The sequence below is a fragment of the Streptomyces sp. NPDC058239 genome (assembly GCF_042882185.1).
In the GTDB taxonomy this organism is placed as follows: domain Bacteria; phylum Actinomycetota; class Actinomycetes; order Streptomycetales; family Streptomycetaceae; genus Streptomyces.
In genome coordinates this window covers 54311-72216 of sequence record NZ_JBHVWS010000035.1, presented here as the reverse complement: position 1 = coordinate 72216, position 17906 = coordinate 54311, and the positions used below count along the sequence as shown (strand labels likewise).

15 protein-coding genes are annotated in these 17906 nt (G+C 68.4%); 14 read left to right on the top strand and 1 reads right to left on the bottom strand.

Features of this window, described 5'->3' with window-relative positions; translation table 11 throughout:
- Window positions 1-238: 238 nt before the first annotated feature.
- The gene (locus ACFVYE_RS30505) at window positions 239-1072 is read right to left on the bottom strand and encodes a C40 family peptidase (RefSeq protein WP_383968365.1); all 834 of its coding nucleotides are present in this window, start codon (window positions 1070-1072) and stop codon (window positions 239-241) included.
- A gap of 762 nt (window positions 1073-1834) precedes the next feature.
- On the opposite strand from ACFVYE_RS30505, the gene ACFVYE_RS30500 reads away from it, so the two are divergent.
- From ACFVYE_RS30500 to nuoN, 14 genes are read left to right on the top strand one after another with little or no spacing between them, the layout of a single operon-like run.
- Window positions 1835-2194, top strand: coding sequence for an NADH-quinone oxidoreductase subunit A (locus tag ACFVYE_RS30500; RefSeq protein WP_003992243.1), 360 nt, complete (start codon window positions 1835-1837; stop codon window positions 2192-2194).
- An 18-nt stretch (window positions 2195-2212) separates the two neighbouring features.
- Window positions 2213-2767 carry an NADH-quinone oxidoreductase subunit B family protein gene (locus ACFVYE_RS30495; RefSeq protein WP_030975705.1) on the top strand — a complete coding sequence of 185 codons (555 nt, stop codon included), beginning with the start codon at window positions 2213-2215 and terminating at the stop codon, window positions 2765-2767.
- Entirely contained in the window at window positions 2764-3489 is a 726-nt protein-coding gene (locus ACFVYE_RS30490) for an NADH-quinone oxidoreductase subunit C (protein WP_383968368.1), read from the top strand. Before ACFVYE_RS30495 ends, ACFVYE_RS30490 begins: the two co-directional genes overlap by 4 nt.
- Window positions 3489-4811 (top strand): NADH-quinone oxidoreductase subunit D, encoded by a 1323-nt coding sequence (locus ACFVYE_RS30485; RefSeq protein WP_093894603.1) that lies wholly within the window; start codon window positions 3489-3491, stop codon window positions 4809-4811. Before ACFVYE_RS30490 ends, ACFVYE_RS30485 begins: the two co-directional genes overlap by 1 nt.
- A gap of 29 nt (window positions 4812-4840) precedes the next feature.
- Window positions 4841-5611: an NADH-quinone oxidoreductase subunit NuoE gene (gene nuoE, locus ACFVYE_RS30480; protein ID WP_383968423.1), complete on the top strand. Its 771-nt coding sequence runs from the start codon at window positions 4841-4843 to the stop codon at window positions 5609-5611.
- Window positions 5611-6981, top strand: a complete 1371-nt coding sequence (gene nuoF, locus ACFVYE_RS30475; protein WP_383968371.1) for an NADH-quinone oxidoreductase subunit NuoF — start codon at window positions 5611-5613, stop codon at window positions 6979-6981. Before nuoE ends, nuoF begins: the two co-directional genes overlap by 1 nt.
- Window positions 6978-9509: an NADH-quinone oxidoreductase subunit G gene (locus tag ACFVYE_RS30470; RefSeq protein ID WP_383968374.1), complete on the top strand. Its 2532-nt coding sequence runs from the start codon at window positions 6978-6980 to the stop codon at window positions 9507-9509. Before nuoF ends, ACFVYE_RS30470 begins: the two co-directional genes overlap by 4 nt.
- Entirely contained in the window at window positions 9506-10909 is a 1404-nt protein-coding gene (nuoH, locus tag ACFVYE_RS30465) for an NADH-quinone oxidoreductase subunit NuoH (RefSeq protein WP_383968377.1), read from the top strand. The genes ACFVYE_RS30470 and nuoH overlap by 4 nt, the downstream gene beginning before the upstream one ends.
- The gene (nuoI, locus tag ACFVYE_RS30460; RefSeq protein WP_383968380.1) at window positions 10902-11522 is read left to right on the top strand and encodes an NADH-quinone oxidoreductase subunit NuoI; all 621 of its coding nucleotides are present in this window, start codon (window positions 10902-10904) and stop codon (window positions 11520-11522) included. Before nuoH ends, nuoI begins: the two co-directional genes overlap by 8 nt.
- On the top strand, window positions 11519-12346 hold the full coding sequence (locus ACFVYE_RS30455; protein WP_383968382.1) for an NADH-quinone oxidoreductase subunit J: 828 nt from the start codon (window positions 11519-11521) through the stop codon (window positions 12344-12346). Before nuoI ends, ACFVYE_RS30455 begins: the two co-directional genes overlap by 4 nt.
- Window positions 12343-12642, top strand: a complete 300-nt coding sequence (gene nuoK / locus ACFVYE_RS30450) for an NADH-quinone oxidoreductase subunit NuoK (protein ID WP_093543641.1) — start codon at window positions 12343-12345, stop codon at window positions 12640-12642. Before ACFVYE_RS30455 ends, nuoK begins: the two co-directional genes overlap by 4 nt.
- Before the next feature lie 14 nt (window positions 12643-12656).
- Entirely contained in the window at window positions 12657-14552 is a 1896-nt protein-coding gene (nuoL, locus tag ACFVYE_RS30445; RefSeq protein ID WP_383968385.1) for an NADH-quinone oxidoreductase subunit L, read from the top strand.
- Between the two features lie 4 nt (window positions 14553-14556).
- On the top strand, window positions 14557-16128 hold the full coding sequence (locus ACFVYE_RS30440) for an NADH-quinone oxidoreductase subunit M (RefSeq protein WP_383968388.1): 1572 nt from the start codon (window positions 14557-14559) through the stop codon (window positions 16126-16128).
- Entirely contained in the window at window positions 16125-17789 is a 1665-nt protein-coding gene (gene nuoN, locus ACFVYE_RS30435) for an NADH-quinone oxidoreductase subunit NuoN (RefSeq protein ID WP_389607758.1), read from the top strand. Before ACFVYE_RS30440 ends, nuoN begins: the two co-directional genes overlap by 4 nt.
- The last annotated feature ends 117 nt before the right edge of the window (window positions 17790-17906 follow it).

Here is a 17906-nt window from a genome sequence, read left to right as displayed (position 1 = left end):
ACAAGCGGCGGCGGACGGTGTCCGGCAGGTTCGCGACGTCAACGACGCCGGCCGGGGGTGATGTCGCATTTCAGCGGGTCCGGGGCGGTTCGGGGCGGTCCGGGGCGGGCCGGGGCCGGAAACGGCGAAGGGCCGTCGCTCCCGAGCGGGGGAGTGATGGCCCTTCGCCGCGCGCCGAGAAGGCGCTTGTGAATCCGTGAACTCGCCGGACCCGGTGGACTCGGCGGGTTCCGCGGAATCAGAGAACGCGGACCGCGCCCGACGGCGGGTCGTAGGAGAGCGGACGCTGCACCACACCGGTGCTGGAGTTCTGCGCGCCGACGAACTGGCCGCCGCCCACGTAGACCCCGACGTGGTACGCGCTGCCCGCGCCGCCCCAGTAAAGGATGTCGCCCGGCTGGAGGTTGCTCAGGGAGACCTGGGTGCCCGCGGTGGACTGGGCCTGCGAGACACGCGGCAGGTCGACGCCGACCGAACGGAACGCGGCCTGGACGAGGCCGGAGCAGTCCCACGAGTTGGGGCCGGTGCCGCCGGACACGTACGCGTCGCCGACCTGGGCCTTCACGAAGGCGATGACGGACGCGGCGGAGCCGGTCGCGCTCGACGAGGAGGAAGAGGAGGCCGAGGCCGCGGCGGTGCCGGCGGAGGAGCCGGAGGACGCGCCGAGGGTCGTACGGGCGGCGGAGCGGGAAGCGCGCTCGGCGGCCTCCGCCTTGGCCTTGGCGGCCGCCTCCGCCTTCTTCTTGGCCTCTGCCTTGCGGACTGCCTCGGCCTTGGCCTTCTTGGCGGTCTTGGCCGCGGTGGCGGCTGCGGCGTCCTCCTGGGCCTGCGTCTGCAGGTCCTGGGCGACCTGCTGCGTGGCCTGGGCGGACGCGGCGACGGTGGTGGAGAGCCCGGCGGTGATGGTGGGCATCTCGATGGTCTGGGTCACCGGCTCGGCCTGGGCCGGACCGGCAGCGCCTGCGACCGCGATGGTGCTGAGGACGCCACCGGCAACTCCGGCCCGCAGCGCCGTCTTCGGCGCGTTTCGGCGGGGCTTCCGGTGGCTGGGTATGTGAGCGGTGTGGGACATGGGTACTAGCGCTATCAGGGCCCCGGGGCTCCCATCAAGAAACGTGTGTTGCGACACAGTTACGTCCGGAATCTGTGAATCCGCTTTCCGGCGGCCCTTATTGACGCCGTAACGGGCAAACCGGGCATGCTTGATTACCGCTGTGATCACGGGCTTTCGGTAATACGCCCTAATTGCCCGTCGCTTACCATCCGTTCACACCGATGGCCAAGCCCGCTTTTGTTGAAGCCTGAATGGAGTGACGCAGGTCACAGTGTGACTGTGGTGTGGGGGGGTGTGGGTGCGCCGGGCATCCGAGGCGGCGTCGGATCCCGGGCGGCCGTCCATTCATCCGGAAGATCGTGAATGTGTGCACGCGTCCACTTCGCTCCCCCGAGACCCCTCGCGCGGGTGAGCCCAGAGTGGGGCAGACCCCCTTATCACTCTCGGGCCGTCCATTGCCAATTTGCCCGAGCGGGTATCTGATTGTTAGTGCAACACCTTTCTGACCAGCAAAGACAACATCGGATGTCACGTCTCGTGATCGCTCGGCCGCTTTGCGTACGAAGATCACCGCTCAGGCGGCTTCGTGACCCTTCGCCGGGTGGTGGAGATCACAAACTCGTTGTCGTACCCCGTGTCGCAGATCACAGGACGGCGGGCATAGGATGCGGGGCAGTCGGGCTTGTGAACTGCCTCACATGTGCACGATCTTGGTGGGGTGGCGAGCCGAATCGCCCGATGCGGTCCAACGGTCAAGGACGACTGGAAGGAGCGAGGAGCGTGAATGCCTACGCGCCCATCCTCGTGCTCGGCGCCCTCGGGGCAGGGTTTGCGATCTTCTCCGTGGTCATGGCCACGCTTATCGGCCCGAAGCGGTACAACCGAGCAAAGCTCGAAGCGTACGAGTGCGGTATCGAACCCACCCCCACTCCAGCCGGAGGCGGCCGCTTCCCCATCAAGTACTACCTGACGGCGATGCTCTTCATCGTCTTCGACATCGAGATCGTCTTCCTCTATCCCTGGGCGGTCACCTTCGACGCCCTGGGGATCTTCGGGCTCGTGGAGATGCTGCTCTTCGTGCTCACCGTCTTCGTCGCCTACGCGTATGTATGGCGTCGCGGCGGCCTGGAATGGGACTGAGGGGCTGAGGGGCACACCATGGGACTCGAAGAGAAGCTGCCCAGCGGCTTCGTGCTGACCACTGTCGAGCAGGCCGCCGGCTGGGTACGGAAGTCCTCCGTCTTCCCTGCCACCTTCGGCCTCGCCTGCTGCGCCATCGAGATGATGACGACCGGAGCCGGGCGCTACGACCTGGCCCGTTTCGGGATGGAGGTCTTCCGCGGATCGCCGCGACAGGCGGATCTGATGATCGTGGCGGGGCGGGTCAGCCAGAAGATGGCGCCCGTCCTGCGGCAGGTCTATGACCAGATGCCGAACCCCAAGTGGGTTATCTCCATGGGGGTTTGTGCATCATCGGGCGGGATGTTCAACAATTACGCCATTGTTCAGGGTGTTGATCACATTGTCCCGGTTGATATCTATTTGCCGGGCTGCCCGCCGCGGCCCGAGATGCTGATGGACGCGATCCTCAAGCTCCACCAGAAGATCCAGAGCTCCAAGCTCGGGGTCAACGCGGAGGAGGCCGCCCGCGAGGCGGAGGACGCGGCGCTCAAGGCACTGCCCCTGATCGAGATGAAGGGGCTCCTGCGGTGAGTGAGAACCAGAACCACGACGAGCAGAGCAACAACGGCGTGCCCGCACCGCGCGACGAGACCGGCGAGGTCATCGGCGTACGGAAGGGCATGTTCGGCGCCAACAACGGCGGCGACACCTCCGGCTACGGCGGCCTCGTCCGCACGGTGACGTTGCCGGGAGCCACGTCCCGCCCGTACGGCGGCTGGTTCGACGAGGTGGCCGACGAGCTCGAAGGGGCCCTGGAGGAGCAGGACCTGCTTCCCGGGAACGCCATCGAGAAGACCGTCGTCGACCGCGGCGAACTCACCTTCCACATCGCCCGGGAGCACCTCGTCCGGGTCGCCCAGACCCTGCGCGACGACCCGGCGCTGCGCTTCGAGCTCTGTACGGGGGTGAGCGGCGTCCACTACCTCGGCGACAAGGGCCGGGAGCTGCACGCCGTCTACCACCTGCGCTCGATCACGCACGGCCGGCTGATCCGCCTGGAGGTGTCGGCCCCGGACAGCGATCCGCACATCCCGTCCCTCGTCGAGGTCTACCCGACCAACGACTGGCACGAGCGTGAGGCATACGACTTCTTCGGGCTCATCTTCGACGGGCACCCGGCCCTCACCCGGATCATGATGCCGGACGACTGGCAGGGCTTCCCGCAGCGCAAGGACTATCCGCTCGGTGGCATCGCCGTCGAGTACAAGGGCGCCCAGATCCCGGCTCCGGACCAGCGGAGGTCGTACTCCTGATGACTACTCCCCATGCAACGCCCAGGGCCACGACCGAGGGGACTGTATATACAGTCACCGGCGGCGACTGGGACGAGGTCGTCGAGTCGGCGGTCAAGTCCGACGACGAGCGCATCATCGTCAACATGGGCCCCCAGCACCCGTCCACGCACGGGGTGCTGCGGCTGATCCTGGAGATCGACGGCGAGACCGTCACCGAGGCCCGCTGCGGCATCGGCTACCTCCACACCGGCATCGAGAAGAATCTCGAATTCCGGAACTGGACCCAGGGCACCACCTTCGTGACGCGCATGGATTACCTGACGCCGTTCTTCAACGAGGCGGCGTACTGCCTGGGCGTCGAGAAGCTCCTGGGCATCGAGGACCAGATCCCCGACCGGGCCAGCATCCTGCGCGTGCTCCTGATGGAGCTCAACCGGATCTCCTCGCACCTGGTGTGCATCGCCACCGGCGGCATGGAACTCGGCGCCACCACGATCATGATCTACGGCTTCCGTGATCGTGAACTCGTCCTCGATCTCTTCGAGCTGATCACCGGCCTGCGGATGAACCACGCGTTCATCCGGCCCGGCGGACTCGCCCAGGACCTGCCGCCCGGCGCGATCGACCAGCTCCGCGAGTTCGTGAAGACCATGAAGAAGAACCTGCCGGAGTACGACAAGCTCGCCACCGGCAACCCGATCTTCAAGGCCCGTATGCAGGACGTCGGCTATCTCGACCTGACCGGCTGCATGGCACTCGGCGCCACCGGCCCGATCCTGCGCTCCGCCGGACTCCCGCACGACCTGCGCAAGACGGACCCCTACTGCGGATACGAGAACTACGAGTTCGACGTCCCCACCGCCGACAGCTGCGACGCCTACGGCCGCTTCCTCATCCGGCTCGAGGAGATGCGCCAGTCGCTGCGGATCGTCGAGCAGTGCATCGACCGGCTCGCCCCCGGACCGGTGATGGTCGCCGACAAGAAGATCGCCTGGCCGGCGCAGCTCGCGCTCGGTCCGGACGGGCTCGGCAACTCGCTCGACCACATCAAGAAGATCATGGGCACCTCCATGGAGGCCCTGATCCACCACTTCAAGCTGGTGACCGAGGGCTTCCGCGTCCCGGCCGGACAGACGTACACCGCCGTCGAGTCGCCCAAGGGCGAGCTCGGCGTCCATGTCGTCTCGGACGGCGGCACCCGCCCCTACCGGGTCCACTTCCGCGACCCGTCCTTCACCAATCTGCAGGCCATGGCGGCGATGTGCGAGGGCGGCCAGGTCGCCGACGTCATCGTCGCCGTCGCGTCCATCGACCCCGTGATGGGAGGCGTCGACCGGTGACCGAAACACGTCAGGAAGTCAGTCTGGGGATGCCGCAGCTCCCCGCCCCCGCCTACCCGGCCGAGGTGCGCGCCAGGCTCGAAGCGGACGCGAAGGAGGTGATCGCCCGCTACCCCGGCAGCCGCTCCGCGCTGCTTCCGCTGCTGCACCTGGTGCAGTCCGAGGAGGGCTACGTCACCCGCACGGGCATGGCGTTCTGCGCCGAGCTGCTCGGCCTCACCACCGCCGAGGTCACCGCGGTCGCCACCTTCTACACGATGTACCGGCGCAAGCCGAGCGGTGACTACCAGGTCGGTGTCTGCACCAACACGCTGTGCGCGGTGATGGGCGGCGACGCCATCTTCGACCGGCTCAAGGAGCACCTGGGCGTCGGCAACGACGGGCCCGACATGACAACCGAGGACGGCAAGGTCACCCTCGAACACATCGAGTGCAACGCGGCCTGCGACTTCGCTCCCGTGGTGATGGTCAACTGGGAGTTCTTCGACAACCAGACGCCCGAGAGCGCGACGCGCCTGGTCGACGACCTGATCGCCGGGCGCACCGTCGAACCCACCCGTGGCGCGCCCCTTTGCTCGTACAAGGAGACGTCCCGGATTCTCGCCGGCTTCCCCGATGAGCGCCCCGGCGCCGTCGAGGCGTCCGGCGGCGCGGGCCCCGCCTCGCTGATCGGCCTCCGGCTCGCCAGGGGCGAGGACCCGCACCCGAGGGTCGTCGCCCCGCGGGGCGAGTCCGGGCACGCCGATGCCCCGCAGGACCCGGAGCACCCGTCCGGCCCGGCAGGCGAGGAGGGAGAGTGATGACGTTGGCAACCGAAATCAACGACAACGGCAGCGGGGGCAGCCCCGAGAAGCTGCTCGTCCCCGTCCTCTCCGCCTTCTGGGACCAGCCGGAATCCTGGACCCTGGAGACCTACCGGCGTCACGAGGGGTACGAGGGTCTGCGCAAGGCCCTCGCCATGTCGCCGGACGACCTCATCGCGTACGTCAAGGACTCCGGTCTGCGCGGCCGCGGCGGCGCGGGCTTCCCCACCGGCATGAAGTGGCAGTTCATCCCGCAGGGCGACGGCAAACCGCACTATCTGGTGGTCAACGCCGACGAGTCGGAGCCCGGGACCTGCAAGGACATCCCGCTCCTCTTCGCCAACCCGCACAGCCTCATCGAGGGGATCGTGATCGCCTGCTACGCGATCCGTTCCTCGCATGCGTTCATCTATCTGCGCGGTGAAGTCGTCCCCGTACTGCGGCGGTTGCACGAGGCCGTGCGCGAGGCGTACGAGGCGGGCTTCCTCGGGACGAACATCCTGGGCTCGGGACTCGACCTGGAACTCACCGTGCACGCGGGCGCGGGCGCATACATCTGCGGTGAGGAGACCGCACTGCTCGACTCGCTCGAAGGGCGACGCGGCCAGCCCCGGCTGCGACCTCCCTTCCCCGCGGTCGCCGGTCTGTACGCCTGCCCCACTGTGGTGAACAACGTCGAGTCCATCGCCTCGGTTCCCGCGATCCTGAACCGGGGCAAGGACTGGTTCAAGTCGATGGGCAGCGAGAAGTCCCCGGGCTTCACGCTGTATTCGCTCAGCGGGCATGTTGCGAGCCCCGGCCAGTACGAGGCCCCGCTCGGCATCACGCTGCGCCAGCTGCTCGACATGAGCGGCGGCATGCGCCCCGGCCACCGGCTGAAGTTCTGGACCCCGGGCGGCTCCTCGACCCCGATGTTCACCGATGAGCACCTCGATGTGCCGCTCGACTACGAGGGCGTCGGCGCCGCCGGTTCCATGCTCGGCACCAAGGCGCTCCAGTGCTTCGACGAGACGACCTGCGTGGTGCGGGCCGTCACCCGCTGGACCGAGTTCTACGCCCATGAGTCCTGCGGGAAGTGCACACCGTGCCGCGAAGGCACCTACTGGCTGGTCCAGTTGCTCCGCGACATCGAGGCGGGCAAGGGACAGATGGCCGACCTCGACAAGCTGAACGACATCGCCGACAACATCAACGGCAAGTCCTTCTGCGCCCTCGGCGACGGCGCCGCCTCGCCGATCTTCTCCTCGCTGAAGTACTTCCGCGAGGAGTACGAGCAGCACATCACGGGCAAGGGCTGCCCCTTCGATCCCGCCAGGTCGACCGCCTGGGCCGACGACAAGAACGCTCACCAGGGGGTGAACGCATGACAGTCACCACGAGTGCGCCCTCCGGGGGCGGCGAGGCGGCCCTTCCGCCCGAGGACCTCGTCACGCTGACGATCGACGGCATCGAGATCAGCGTGCCCAAGGGCACCCTGGTCATCCGGGCCGCCGAACTCCTCGGCATCGAGATCCCGCGCTTCTGCGACCACCCGCTCCTCGACCCGGCCGGCGCCTGCCGGCAGTGCATCGTCGAGGTCGAGGGTCAGCGCAAGCCGATGGCGTCCTGCACCATCACCTGCACCGACGGCATGGTGGTGAGGTCGCAGCTCACCTCGCCCGTTGCCGAGAAGGCGCAGAAGGGTGTGATGGAGCTGCTGCTCATCAACCACCCGCTGGACTGCCCGGTCTGCGACAAGGGCGGTGAGTGCCCGCTGCAGAACCAGGCGATGTCGCACGGCGGCGCCGACTCGCGCTTCGACGGCAAGAAGCGCACGTTCGAGAAGCCCGTCCCGATCTCCACCCAGGTGCTGCTGGACCGTGAGCGGTGTGTGCTCTGCGCGCGCTGCACCCGGTTCTCCAACCAGGTGGCGGGCGACCCGATGATCGAGCTCCTGGAGCGCGGTGCGCTCCAGCAGGTCGGCACGGGCGAGGGAGACCCCTTCGAGTCGTACTTCTCCGGGAACACCATCCAGATCTGCCCGGTCGGAGCGCTGACCTCGGCGGCGTACCGGTTCCGCTCCCGGCCCTTCGACCTGGTGTCGTCCCCGTCGGTGTGCGAGCACTGCGCGGGCGGCTGCGCGACCCGTACCGACCACCGGCGCGGCAAGGTCATGCGGCGGCTGGCCGCCAACGACCCCGAGGTCAACGAGGAGTGGGTCTGCGACAAGGGCCGCTTCGGCTTCCGTTACGCGCAACAGCCAGGCCGGCTCACCACTCCGCTGGTACGCAACGCGGACGGCGTCCTGGAACCGGCGAGCTGGCCCGAGGCGCTGGACGCCGCGGCCGCCGGACTCGCCGCCGCACGCGGCAGGACGGGTGTCCTCACGGGCGGCCGGCTGACCGTCGAGGACGCGTACGCGTACAGCAAGTTCGCCCGGGTCGCGCTGGACACGAACGACGTCGACTTCCGGGCCCGGGTGCACAGCAGCGAGGAGGCCGACTTCCTGGCCGCCCGCGTGGCCGGGCGCGGCCGGGACCTGGACGGCACAGGTGTCACGTACACCTCGCTGGAGAAGGCCCCGACGGTGCTGCTGGTCGGGTTCGAGTCGGAGGAGGAGGCGCCCGGCGTCTTCCTGCGGCTGCGCAAGGCGAACCGTAAGCACGGACAGCGCACGTTCGCCGTCGCCTCGCACGCCACGCGCGGCCTCACGAAGGCGGGCGGCACACTGCTTCCCGCCGCCCCCGGCACCGAGACCGAGTGGCTGGACGCGATCGCGGGCGGCGTCGGACTCGACGGCGACGGAGCCGAGGCGGCCGAGGCGCTGCGCGGCGGGGGCACCGTGATCGTGGTCGGTGAGCGGCTGGCGGCCGTGCCGGGCGGGCTCACCGCCGCGGTACGGACAGCCACCGCGACCGGGGCCACGCTGGTGTGGATTCCGCGCCGGGCCGGCGAGCGCGGTGCGGTGGAGGCGGGCGCGCTTCCGTCGCTGCTGCCCGGCGGCCGTCCGGCGACCGACCCGAGGGCCAGGGACGAGGTGGCGGCCGTCTGGGGCGTTGCCGAGCTCCCGTCCCGCTTCGGCCGTGACACCGGCCAGATCGTGGAGGCCGCGGCCACCGGTGAACTGGGCGCGCTGGTCGTCGCCGGGGTCGAGACCGTGGACCTGCCGGACCCGGCACGGGCCCTGGAGGCTCTGGACCAGGTCGGCTTCCTGGTCTCGCTGGAGCTGCGGCCCAGCGAGGTGACCGAGCGGGCCGATGTGGTCTTCCCGGTCGCCGCGGTGGCCGAGAAGTCCGGCACCTTCCTCAACTGGGAAGGCAGGGCGCGGATGTTCGAGGCGGCGCTGAAGCCCGAGCAGATGACGCGGACGCTCGCGCCGACCGATGCGCGGGTGCTGCACATGCTGGCCGATGCGCTGGCCCACGCCGGGGGCGCTGGTGGCGCCAGTCACTTCGCGCTGCCGGATCTGAAGTCCGTACGCCGTGAGCTGGACCGGCTCGGCGGCTGGACCGGTACGCACGCCACCGACCCGAACGAGCCGGCACAGCCTCTGCCCAGGCCCGGCGACGGCGAGGCGGTCCTCGCGGGCCACCGGATGCTGCTCGACCTGGGCCGGCTCCAGGAGGGCGACGACGCACTGGCCGGCACCCGGCACGCCTCGGTCGCCCGGCTCTCCGCCGTCACCGCGGCCGAGACGGGCGTGAAGGACGGCGATCTGCTGGCCGTCACCGGCCCGGCGGGCAGCGTCGAACTCCCGTTGAAGGTCACCGACATGCCGGACCGGGTGGTCTGGGTGCCGCTGAACTCCGTCGGGCAGGGTATCCCGGCCGACACCGGCGCCCAGCCCGGCGGCCCGGTCCGGATCGGCCCCGCCGCACCGGGCACTCCCGACGTAACACCGGAGGTGGGGGCGTGACTGCCTTCGCTCAACTGGCCGCGGCACCGCACAGTGCCGTACTCGCCGCCGAGGATCTGTCGATGTTCGGCTCCGACCCGTGGTGGCTCGTCGTCATCAAGGCGGTGTTCTGCTTCGCGTTCCTGATGGTGACCGTGCTCTTCTCCATCGTGTGGGAGCGCAAGGTCGTCGCCTGGATGCAGCTGCGCATCGGCCCCAACCGGCACGGCCCCTGGGGCATGCTCCAGTCGCTCGCCGACGGCATCAAGCTGATGCTGAAGGAAGACGTCGTCGTCAAGCGCGCCGACAAGGTCGTGTACGTGCTCGCGCCGATCGTCGCCGCCATCCCCGCGTTCATGGCGATCGCGGTGATTCCGTTCGGCCCGTCCGACAACGAGGTCTCGATCTTCGGGCACCGTACGGCGATGCAGCTCACCGACCTGCCGATCGCGATGCTCTACATCCTCGCGGTCGCCTCGGTCGGGATCTACGGCATCGTGCTGGCGGGCTGGTCGTCCGGATCGACGTACCCGCTCCTCGGCGGTCTGCGCTCGTGCGCACAGATGATCAGTTACGAGATCGCGATGGGCGCCGCGTTCGCCTCGGTCTTCCTCTACTCCGGGTCGATGTCGACCTCGAAGATCGTGGAGGCGCAGCAGGACCGCTGGTTCATCATCCTGCTGCCGGTCTCCTTCATCATCTACATCGTCACGATGGTCGGTGAGACCAACCGGGCCCCGTTCGACATGCCGGAGTCCGAGGGCGACCTGGTCGGCGGCTTCAACACCGAGTACTCATCGATCAAGTTCGCAATGTTCATGCTCGCCGAGTACGTCAACATGGTCACCGTCTCCGCGGTCTCCACCACTCTGTTCCTGGGCGGCTGGCGGGCCCCGTGGCCGATCAGCACCTTCTGGGAGGGCGCGAACCACGGCTGGTGGCCGATGCTCTGGTTCGTCATCAAGGTCCAGCTGCTGCTGTTCTTCTTCATCTGGCTGCGCGGCACGCTGCCCCGGGTCCGCTACGACCAGCTGATGAAGCTCGGCTGGAAGGTCCTGATCCCGGTCTCCGTGGTCTGGCTGATGCTGGTCGCGACGGTACGGGCGCTGCGCAACGAGGGGTACGACTTCTCGAAGATCGTGCTGTACGTGGCCGGGGCCGTGATCGCGATCCTGCTGATCTCCTTCGTCGCCGACATCTTCCGCGACAAGAAGGGGCGCGCCGCCGAGGCGGACGCGGGACCGGAGCCGGAGTTCGACCCGATGGCGGGCGGATTCCCGGTGCCGCCGCTGCCCGGACAGACCCTGCCGCCGGTGCCGCGCCGCAGGCCGCGCAGCGAGCGGGAGCTCGTTGTCAGTGGTGGGTCGGACACTGAGAGTGACGGAAATTCGAGTGACGGAAAGGAGGCTGACGGTGTCTGAGTCATCAGAGCCCTCGGGGGAGAAGTTCCAGAACCCTGTCGCCGGCTTCGGCGTGACCTTCAAGGCCATGTTCAAGAAGCGGCTGACCGAGCAGTATCCGGAAACGCAGAAGGTGACGGCGCCGCGCTTCCACGGCCGGCATCAGCTCAACCGTCACCCGGACGGTCTGGAGAAGTGCGTCGGCTGCGAGCTGTGCGCCTGGGCCTGTCCGGCGGACGCGATCTATGTGGAGGGCGCGGACAACACCGACGAGGAGCGCTACTCCCCGGGTGAGCGCTACGGCCGCGTCTACCAGATCAACTACGCGCGCTGCATTCTCTGCGGACTGTGCATCGAGGCATGCCCGACCCGGGCGCTGACGATGACCAATGAGTTCGAGCTCGCCAACACCACCCGCGAGAGCCTCATCTACACCAAGGACGAGCTGCTCGCGGGCCTGGAGGAGGGCATGGTCGACAGTCCGCACGCGATCTACCCCGGGATGGACGAGCAGGACTACTACCGGGGGCTGGTCACCGAGGCCGCTCCCGGTACGGAGCGCCAGGCCGCGGTCTCCAAGGGCGAGTCCGAGCAGGACAACGGACGCGGCTCGGCGCAGGAGGTGGGCGCATGACCGGCCTGGCCGCAGCGGCCTCCCAGACCTCGACCGGTGAGGCCTTCCAGTTCTGGGTGCTCGGCACCGTCGCCGTGATCGGCGCGCTGTCCACCGTACTGATGAAAAAGGCCGTGCACAGTGCTCTGAGCCTCGCCGGGACCATGATCGTCCTGGCGGTGTTCTACCTCGCCAACGGTGCCTACTTCCTGGGCGTCGTCCAGATCATCGTCTACACCGGCGCGATCATGATGCTGTTCCTCTTCGTGGTCATGCTCGTAGGTGTCACGGCGGCCGACTCGCTGAAGGAGACCCTCAAGGGCCAGCGCTGGCTGGCCGCGGGCTGCGGGATCGGCTTCGGCGTCCTGCTGATCGCGGGCATCGGCAACGCCTCGCTGAACAGCTTCAACGGGCTCGGCACCGCCAACGCCGCGCACGGCGGAAACGTCGAGGGGCTGGCCAGCCTCATCTTCACCAAGTACGTCTTCGCCTTCGAGATCACCGGCGCCCTGCTGATCACGGCGACGGTCGGCGCGATGGTGCTCACCCACCGGGAGCGCACCGAACGGGCCAAGACCCAGCGGGAGATGTCCGAGGAGCGCGTACGCGGCAAGCAACTGCCGCCGCTGCCCGCCCCCGGTGTCTACGCCCGGCACAACGCCGTCGACATCCCGGGTCTGCTCCCGGACGGCACACCGTCCGAGCTCACCGTCATGCAGACGCTGCGCAATCGCGGGCAGATCCGCGATGTGTCGAACGAGTCGCTGGACCAGCTCAAGGCGCTGGAGCAGCGCTCCGAGGAGCGGCTCGGCCGTGACAACGAAGATGAGGAGGTCGCCAAGTGAATCCGGTCAACTACCTCTATCTCGCCGCCCTGTTGTTCACCATCGGTGCGGCCGGGGTGCTGATCAGGCGGAACGCGATCGTGGTGTTCATGTGCGTGGAGCTGATGCTCAACGCCTGCAACCTCGCGTTCGTGACCTTCTCCCGGATGCACGGCAATCTCGACGGGCAGATCATCGCCTTCTTCACGATGGTCGTCGCCGCCGCCGAGGTCGTGGTCGGGCTCGCGATCATCGTGTCGGTGTTCCGTTCCCGCCACTCGGCCTCGGTCGACGACGCCAGCCTGATGAAGCTGTAAGGGGACGTTGAATCGTGGAGAACCTGATTGCGCTGCTCGTCGCGGCGCCTCTGCTCGGAGCTGCGGTCCTGCTCTGCGGCGGCCGACGGCTGGACCGTGCCGGACACTGGGTCGGCACCCTGCTCGCCGCCGTGTCGTTCGTCATCGGTGTCGTGCTCTTCCTCGACATGCTGGGGAAGGGCGCGGAGGACCGGGCGCTGCACCAGAAGCTGTTCAGCTGGATTCCGGTCGAGGGCTTCCAGGCCGATGTGGCCTTCCAGCTCGACCAGTTGTCGATGACGTTCGTGCTGCTGATCACCGGTGTGGGCACGCTGATCCACATCTACTCGATCGGCTACATGGCGCACGACGAGCGCCGGCGCCGCTTCTTCGGCTATCTGAACCTCTTCCTCGCGGCGATGCTGATCCTGGTCATCGCCGACAACTACCTGCTGCTGTACGTAGGGTGGGAGGGCGTCGGTCTGGCGTCGTACCTGCTGATCGGCTTCTGGCAGCACAAGCCCAGCGCGGCGACGGCCGCCAAGAAGGCATTCCTGGTCAACCGGGTCGGCGACATGGGCCTGTCGATCGCGATCATGCTGATGTTCACCACATTCGGCACCTTCGCCTTCGGGCCCGTCCTGGGGGCGACCGGTCAGACGAGCGAGGGCAAGCTGACGGCGATCGGCCTGATGCTGCTGCTCGCGGCCTGCGGCAAGTCGGCCCAGGTGCCGCTGCAGTCCTGGCTCGGTGACGCGATGGAGGGCCCGACCCCGGTCTCGGCCCTCATCCACGCCGCGACCATGGTGACCGCGGGTGTCTACCTCATCGTCCGGTCCGGCGCGATCTTCAACGCGGCGCCGGACGCACAGCTGGCCGTCGTGGTCGTCGGCGCGGTCACGCTGCTCTTCGGTGCGATCGTCGGTTGTGCGAAGGACGACATCAAGAAGGCCCTCGCCGGGTCGACGATGTCGCAGATCGGCTACATGATCCTGGCCGCCGGGCTCGGTCCGATCGGCTACGTCTTCGCGATCATGCACCTGGTGACGCACGGCTTCTTCAAGGCCGGGCTCTTCCTCGGCGCCGGTTCGGTCATGCACGGCATGAACGACGAGGTCGACATGCGGAAGTTCGGCGGCCTCAGGAAGTACATGCCGGTCACCTTCATCACCTTCGGCCTCGGCTATCTGGCGATCATCGGGTTCCCCGGTCTGTCCGGCTTCTTCTCCAAGGACAAGATCATCGAGGCGGCCTTCGCCAAGGGCGGCACCGAGGGCTGGATCCTCGGCTCGGTAGCCCTGCTGGGCGCCGCGATCACCGCGTTCTACATGACGCGCGTGATGCTGCTGACATTCTTCGGCGAGAAGCGCTGGCAGCCCGACGCGGAGGGTCATGAGCCGCATCCGCACGAGTCCCCGAAGTCGATGACCATCCCCATGATCATCCTGGCGTTCGGGTCGGTCTTCGCCGGAGGCTTCTTCTCCATCGGTGACCGCTTCCTGAACTGGCTGGAGCCGGTCACCAAACACAGCCACGGAGACTCCCCGGTCGGCGCCACGACCGTCACCGCCGCCACCATGGTGGTGCTCGTCATCGGCGTCGCCATCGCCTGGGCGATGTACGGGCGCCGGCCGGTACCGGTCGTCGCCCCGCGCGGCTCGCTGCTCACCCGGGCCGCCCGCCGCGATCTCCTCCAGGACGACTTCAACCATGTGGTCCTGGTCCGCGGCGGCGAGCACCTCACCCGCTCCCTGGTGTACGTCGACCACACCCTGGTCGACGGCGTCGTCAACGGCACGGCTGCCTCGATGGGTGGGCTCTCCGGCCGGCTGCGCAAGCTGCAGAACGGCTACGCCCGCTCCTACGCGGTCTCGATGTTCGGCGGTACGGCGGTCGTCATCGCCGCGACCCTGCTGATGAGGGCGGTCTGATCACATGTCCTTTCCCCTCCTGACAGCGACGGCGGCGCTCCCGGCGATCGGTGCGATCGCCACCGCCGCCGTCCCGGCCGCCCGGCGCACCACCGCCAAATGGGTGGCGCTGCTCTTCTCACTGGCCACGCTCGTACTGGCGGGCATCGCGCTCGCCCGCTTCGAGCCCGGCGGCGCCCGCTACCAGCTCACCGAATCGCACGCCTGGATCAAGGACTTCGGCGTCCGGTACGAACTGGGCGTGGACGGCATCGGGCTGGCGCTCATGGCGCTCACCGCCCTGCTGATCCCCTTCGTCATCCTGGCCGGCTGGCACGACGCCGACCCCCTGGAGACCAAGTCCTCGCGCTGGCGGCCGACTCAGGGCTTCTTCGCCCTGATCCTGATGGTCGAAGCGATGGTGATCCTCTCCTTCGAGGCCACCGACGTCTTCCTCTTCTACATCCTCTTCGAAGCCATGCTCATCCCGATGTACTTCCTCATCGGCGGCTTCGGGGACCGGGCACACGCCGGCAGCGACGAGAACGCGGCGGCGCAACGCTCCTACGCCGCCGTCAAGTTCCTCCTCTACAACCTGGTCGGCGGCCTCATCATGCTGGCCGCCGTGATCGGCCTGTACGTGGTCGCGGGGACGTTCTCGCTCTCCGAGATCGCCGAGGCCCGGGCGAGCGGCTCGCTCTCCATGGCGACCGGCACGGAGCGCTGGCTCTTCCTCGGGTTCTTCTTCGCCTTCGCGGTGAAGGCCCCGCTGTGGCCGCTGCACACCTGGCTGCCCAACGCCATGGGTGAGGCGACCTCCCCGGTCGCCGTTCTGATCACCGCGGTCGTGGACAAGGTCGGCACATTCGCGATGCTCCGCTTCTGCCTCCAGCTCTTCCCGGAGGCCAGCAAGTGGGCGACGCCGGTGATCGTCGTCCTGGCGCTGATCAGCATCGTGTACGGGGCGCTGCTCGCCGTCGGCCAGCGCGACATCAAGCGGCTGATCGCCTATGCGTCGATCTCGCACTTCGGCTTCATCATCCTGGGCATCTTCGCGATGACCAGCCAGGGCCAGTCGGGCGCCACGCTCTACATGGTCAACCACGGGATCTCGACCGCCGCGCTGATGCTGGTGGCGGGCTTCCTGATCACCCGGCGCGGTTCACGGCTCATCGCCGACTACGGCGGGGTGCAGAAGGTGGCGCCGGTCCTGGCCGGCACCTTCCTGATCGGCGGTCTGGCCACCCTTTCGCTGCCCGGGCTCGCCCCGTTCGTCAGCGAGTTCCTGGTCCTCGTCGGCGCGTTCAGCGCGTATCCGGCGGCGGGCATCATCGCCACGACCGGCATCGTGCTCGCCGCGCTGTACGTCCTCGTCCTCTACCAGCGGACGATGACCGGCCCGGTGAAGGCCGAAGTCCAGGGCATGGCGGACCTCAAGGTCCGAGAGCTGGCGGTGGCCCTCCCGCTGATCGCGCTGCTGCTCTTCCTGGGTGTCTATCCGAAGCCGCTGACGGAGATCGTCAACCCGGCGGTGCAGCACACCATGTCGGACGTCCAGAAGAAGGACCCCCAGCCTGAGGTGGAGGCCGCCAAGTGAGCGCAACAGCTGTCCACAGCCTGTGGACAATGGCGGGCGGGGTGACATCGGCCGCCCCGGCCGAGAAGTTCAAGGCACCGGTCATCGAGTACGCCCAGCTGGCCCCGGTCCTCATTGTGATCGGTGTCGCCGTCGTGGGCGTACTCGTCGAGGCCTTCGTGCCGCGCCGGGCCCGCTACTACACGCAGGTCTTCCTGACGGTCGTCGCCCTCGCCGCCGCGTTCGCCGCGGTCATCGGCCTGGCGGCCGGGGGGTACGGCACGACGAAGGCGCACATCGCCGCGATGGGCGCCATCGCGATCGACGGGCCGACACTCTTCCTGCAGGGCACCATCCTGCTGACCTCACTGGTCGCCGTCTTCACCTTCGCCGAGCGGCGGCTCGACCCCGCCGCGCACGGCAACCACGTCGACTCGTTCGCCGCACAGGCCGCGTCGGTCCCCGGCAGTGACAGTGAGAAGGCCGCAGTCAGGGCCGGATTCACCACCACCGAGGTCTTCCCGCTGGTTCTCTTCTCGGTGGCCGGCATGCTGGTCTTCCCGGCGGCCAACGATCTGCTGACGCTCTTCGTGGCCCTGGAGGTCTTCTCCCTCCCGCTCTACCTCCTGTGCGCCGTCGCCCGCCGCAAGCGGCTGATGTCGCAGGAGGCCGCGGTGAAGTACTTCCTGCTCGGCGCCTTCTCGTCGGCGTTCCTGCTCTTCGGGATCGCCCTGCTGTACGGGTACGCGGGCTCCGTCTCGTACGCCACCATCGCGAACGTGGTCGACGGCTCCGTCACCCAGATCGACCCGGCGCTCGCCGACACCATGGGCAACGACGCGCTGCTCCTGATCGGCGGGGCGATGATCCTGACCGGTCTGCTCTTCAAGGTCGGCGCCGTCCCGTTCCACATGTGGACGCCGGACGTCTACCAGGGCGCCCCGACCCCGGTCACCGGGTTCATGGCCGCGGCCACCAAGGTCGCCGCCTTCGGTGCGCTGCTGCGTCTGCTCTACGTGGTGCTGCCGGGCCTCGCCTGGGACTGGCGCCCTGTCATGTGGGCCGTCGCGATCGTCACGATGCTGGGCGGTGCGATCGTCGCCATCACCCAGACCGACATCAAGCGGCTGCTCGCATACTCCTCGATCGCACACGCCGGCTTCATCCTCGCCGGTGTCATCGCGACCACCCCGGACGGCATCTCGTCGGTCCTCTTCTACCTGGGCGCGTACTCCTTCGTGACGGTCGGCGCGTTCGCCGTCGTCACCCTGGTGCGCGACGCGGGCGGCGAGGCGACGCATCTGTCGAAGTGGGCCGGGCTCGGCCGGCGCTCGCCGCTGGTCGCCGCGGTCTTCGCGGTGTTCCTGCTGGCCTTCGCCGGTATCCCGCTCACCTCAGGGTTCTCCGGAAAGTTCGCCGTCTTCAAGGCTGCGGCGGACGGCGGTGCGGGCGGCCTGGTCGTGGTCGGTGTGATCTCGTCGGCGATCGCCGCGTTCTTCTACATCCGGGTCATCGTGCTGATGTTCTTCAGCGAGCCGAAGGCGGACGGCCCGACGGTCGCCGTCCCGTCCCCGCTGACGATGACGACGATCGGGGTCGGGGTCGCGGTCACGCTGGTGCTGGGCCTGGCCCCGCAGTACTTCCTGGACCTGGCGAGCCAGGCGGGAGTGTTCGTGAGGTAGCACACACGCACACAGCTGGGACAACGCCGGACGGGCCCGAGAAGTCAAGCCCGTCCGGCGTTGTCGTAGGCGGCGCCTATCGTGGCAGGGGACGGCGGCAGGACAGAACGGCACGAC

What these genes read in the sequence shown, in the direction of transcription:
- ACFVYE_RS30505 (WP_383968365.1), bottom strand. Translation starts at nt 1,072, where the DNA reads ATGTCCCACACCGCTCACATACCCAGCCACCGGAAGCCCCGCCGAAAC.
- ACFVYE_RS30495 (WP_030975705.1), top strand. Translation starts at nt 2,213, where the DNA reads ATGGGACTCGAAGAGAAGCTGCCCAGCGGCTTCGTGCTGACCACTGTC.
- ACFVYE_RS30470 (WP_383968374.1), top strand. Translation starts at nt 6,978, where the DNA reads ATGACAGTCACCACGAGTGCGCCCTCCGGGGGCGGCGAGGCGGCCCTT.
- ACFVYE_RS30485 (WP_093894603.1), top strand. Translation starts at nt 3,489, where the DNA reads ATGACTACTCCCCATGCAACGCCCAGGGCCACGACCGAGGGGACTGTA.
- ACFVYE_RS30455 (WP_383968382.1), top strand. Translation starts at nt 11,519, where the DNA reads ATGACCGGCCTGGCCGCAGCGGCCTCCCAGACCTCGACCGGTGAGGCC.
- nuoE (WP_383968423.1), top strand. Translation starts at nt 4,841, where the DNA reads ATGCCGCAGCTCCCCGCCCCCGCCTACCCGGCCGAGGTGCGCGCCAGG.
- ACFVYE_RS30440 (WP_383968388.1), top strand. Translation starts at nt 14,557, where the DNA reads ATGTCCTTTCCCCTCCTGACAGCGACGGCGGCGCTCCCGGCGATCGGT.
- nuoF (WP_383968371.1), top strand. Translation starts at nt 5,611, where the DNA reads ATGACGTTGGCAACCGAAATCAACGACAACGGCAGCGGGGGCAGCCCC.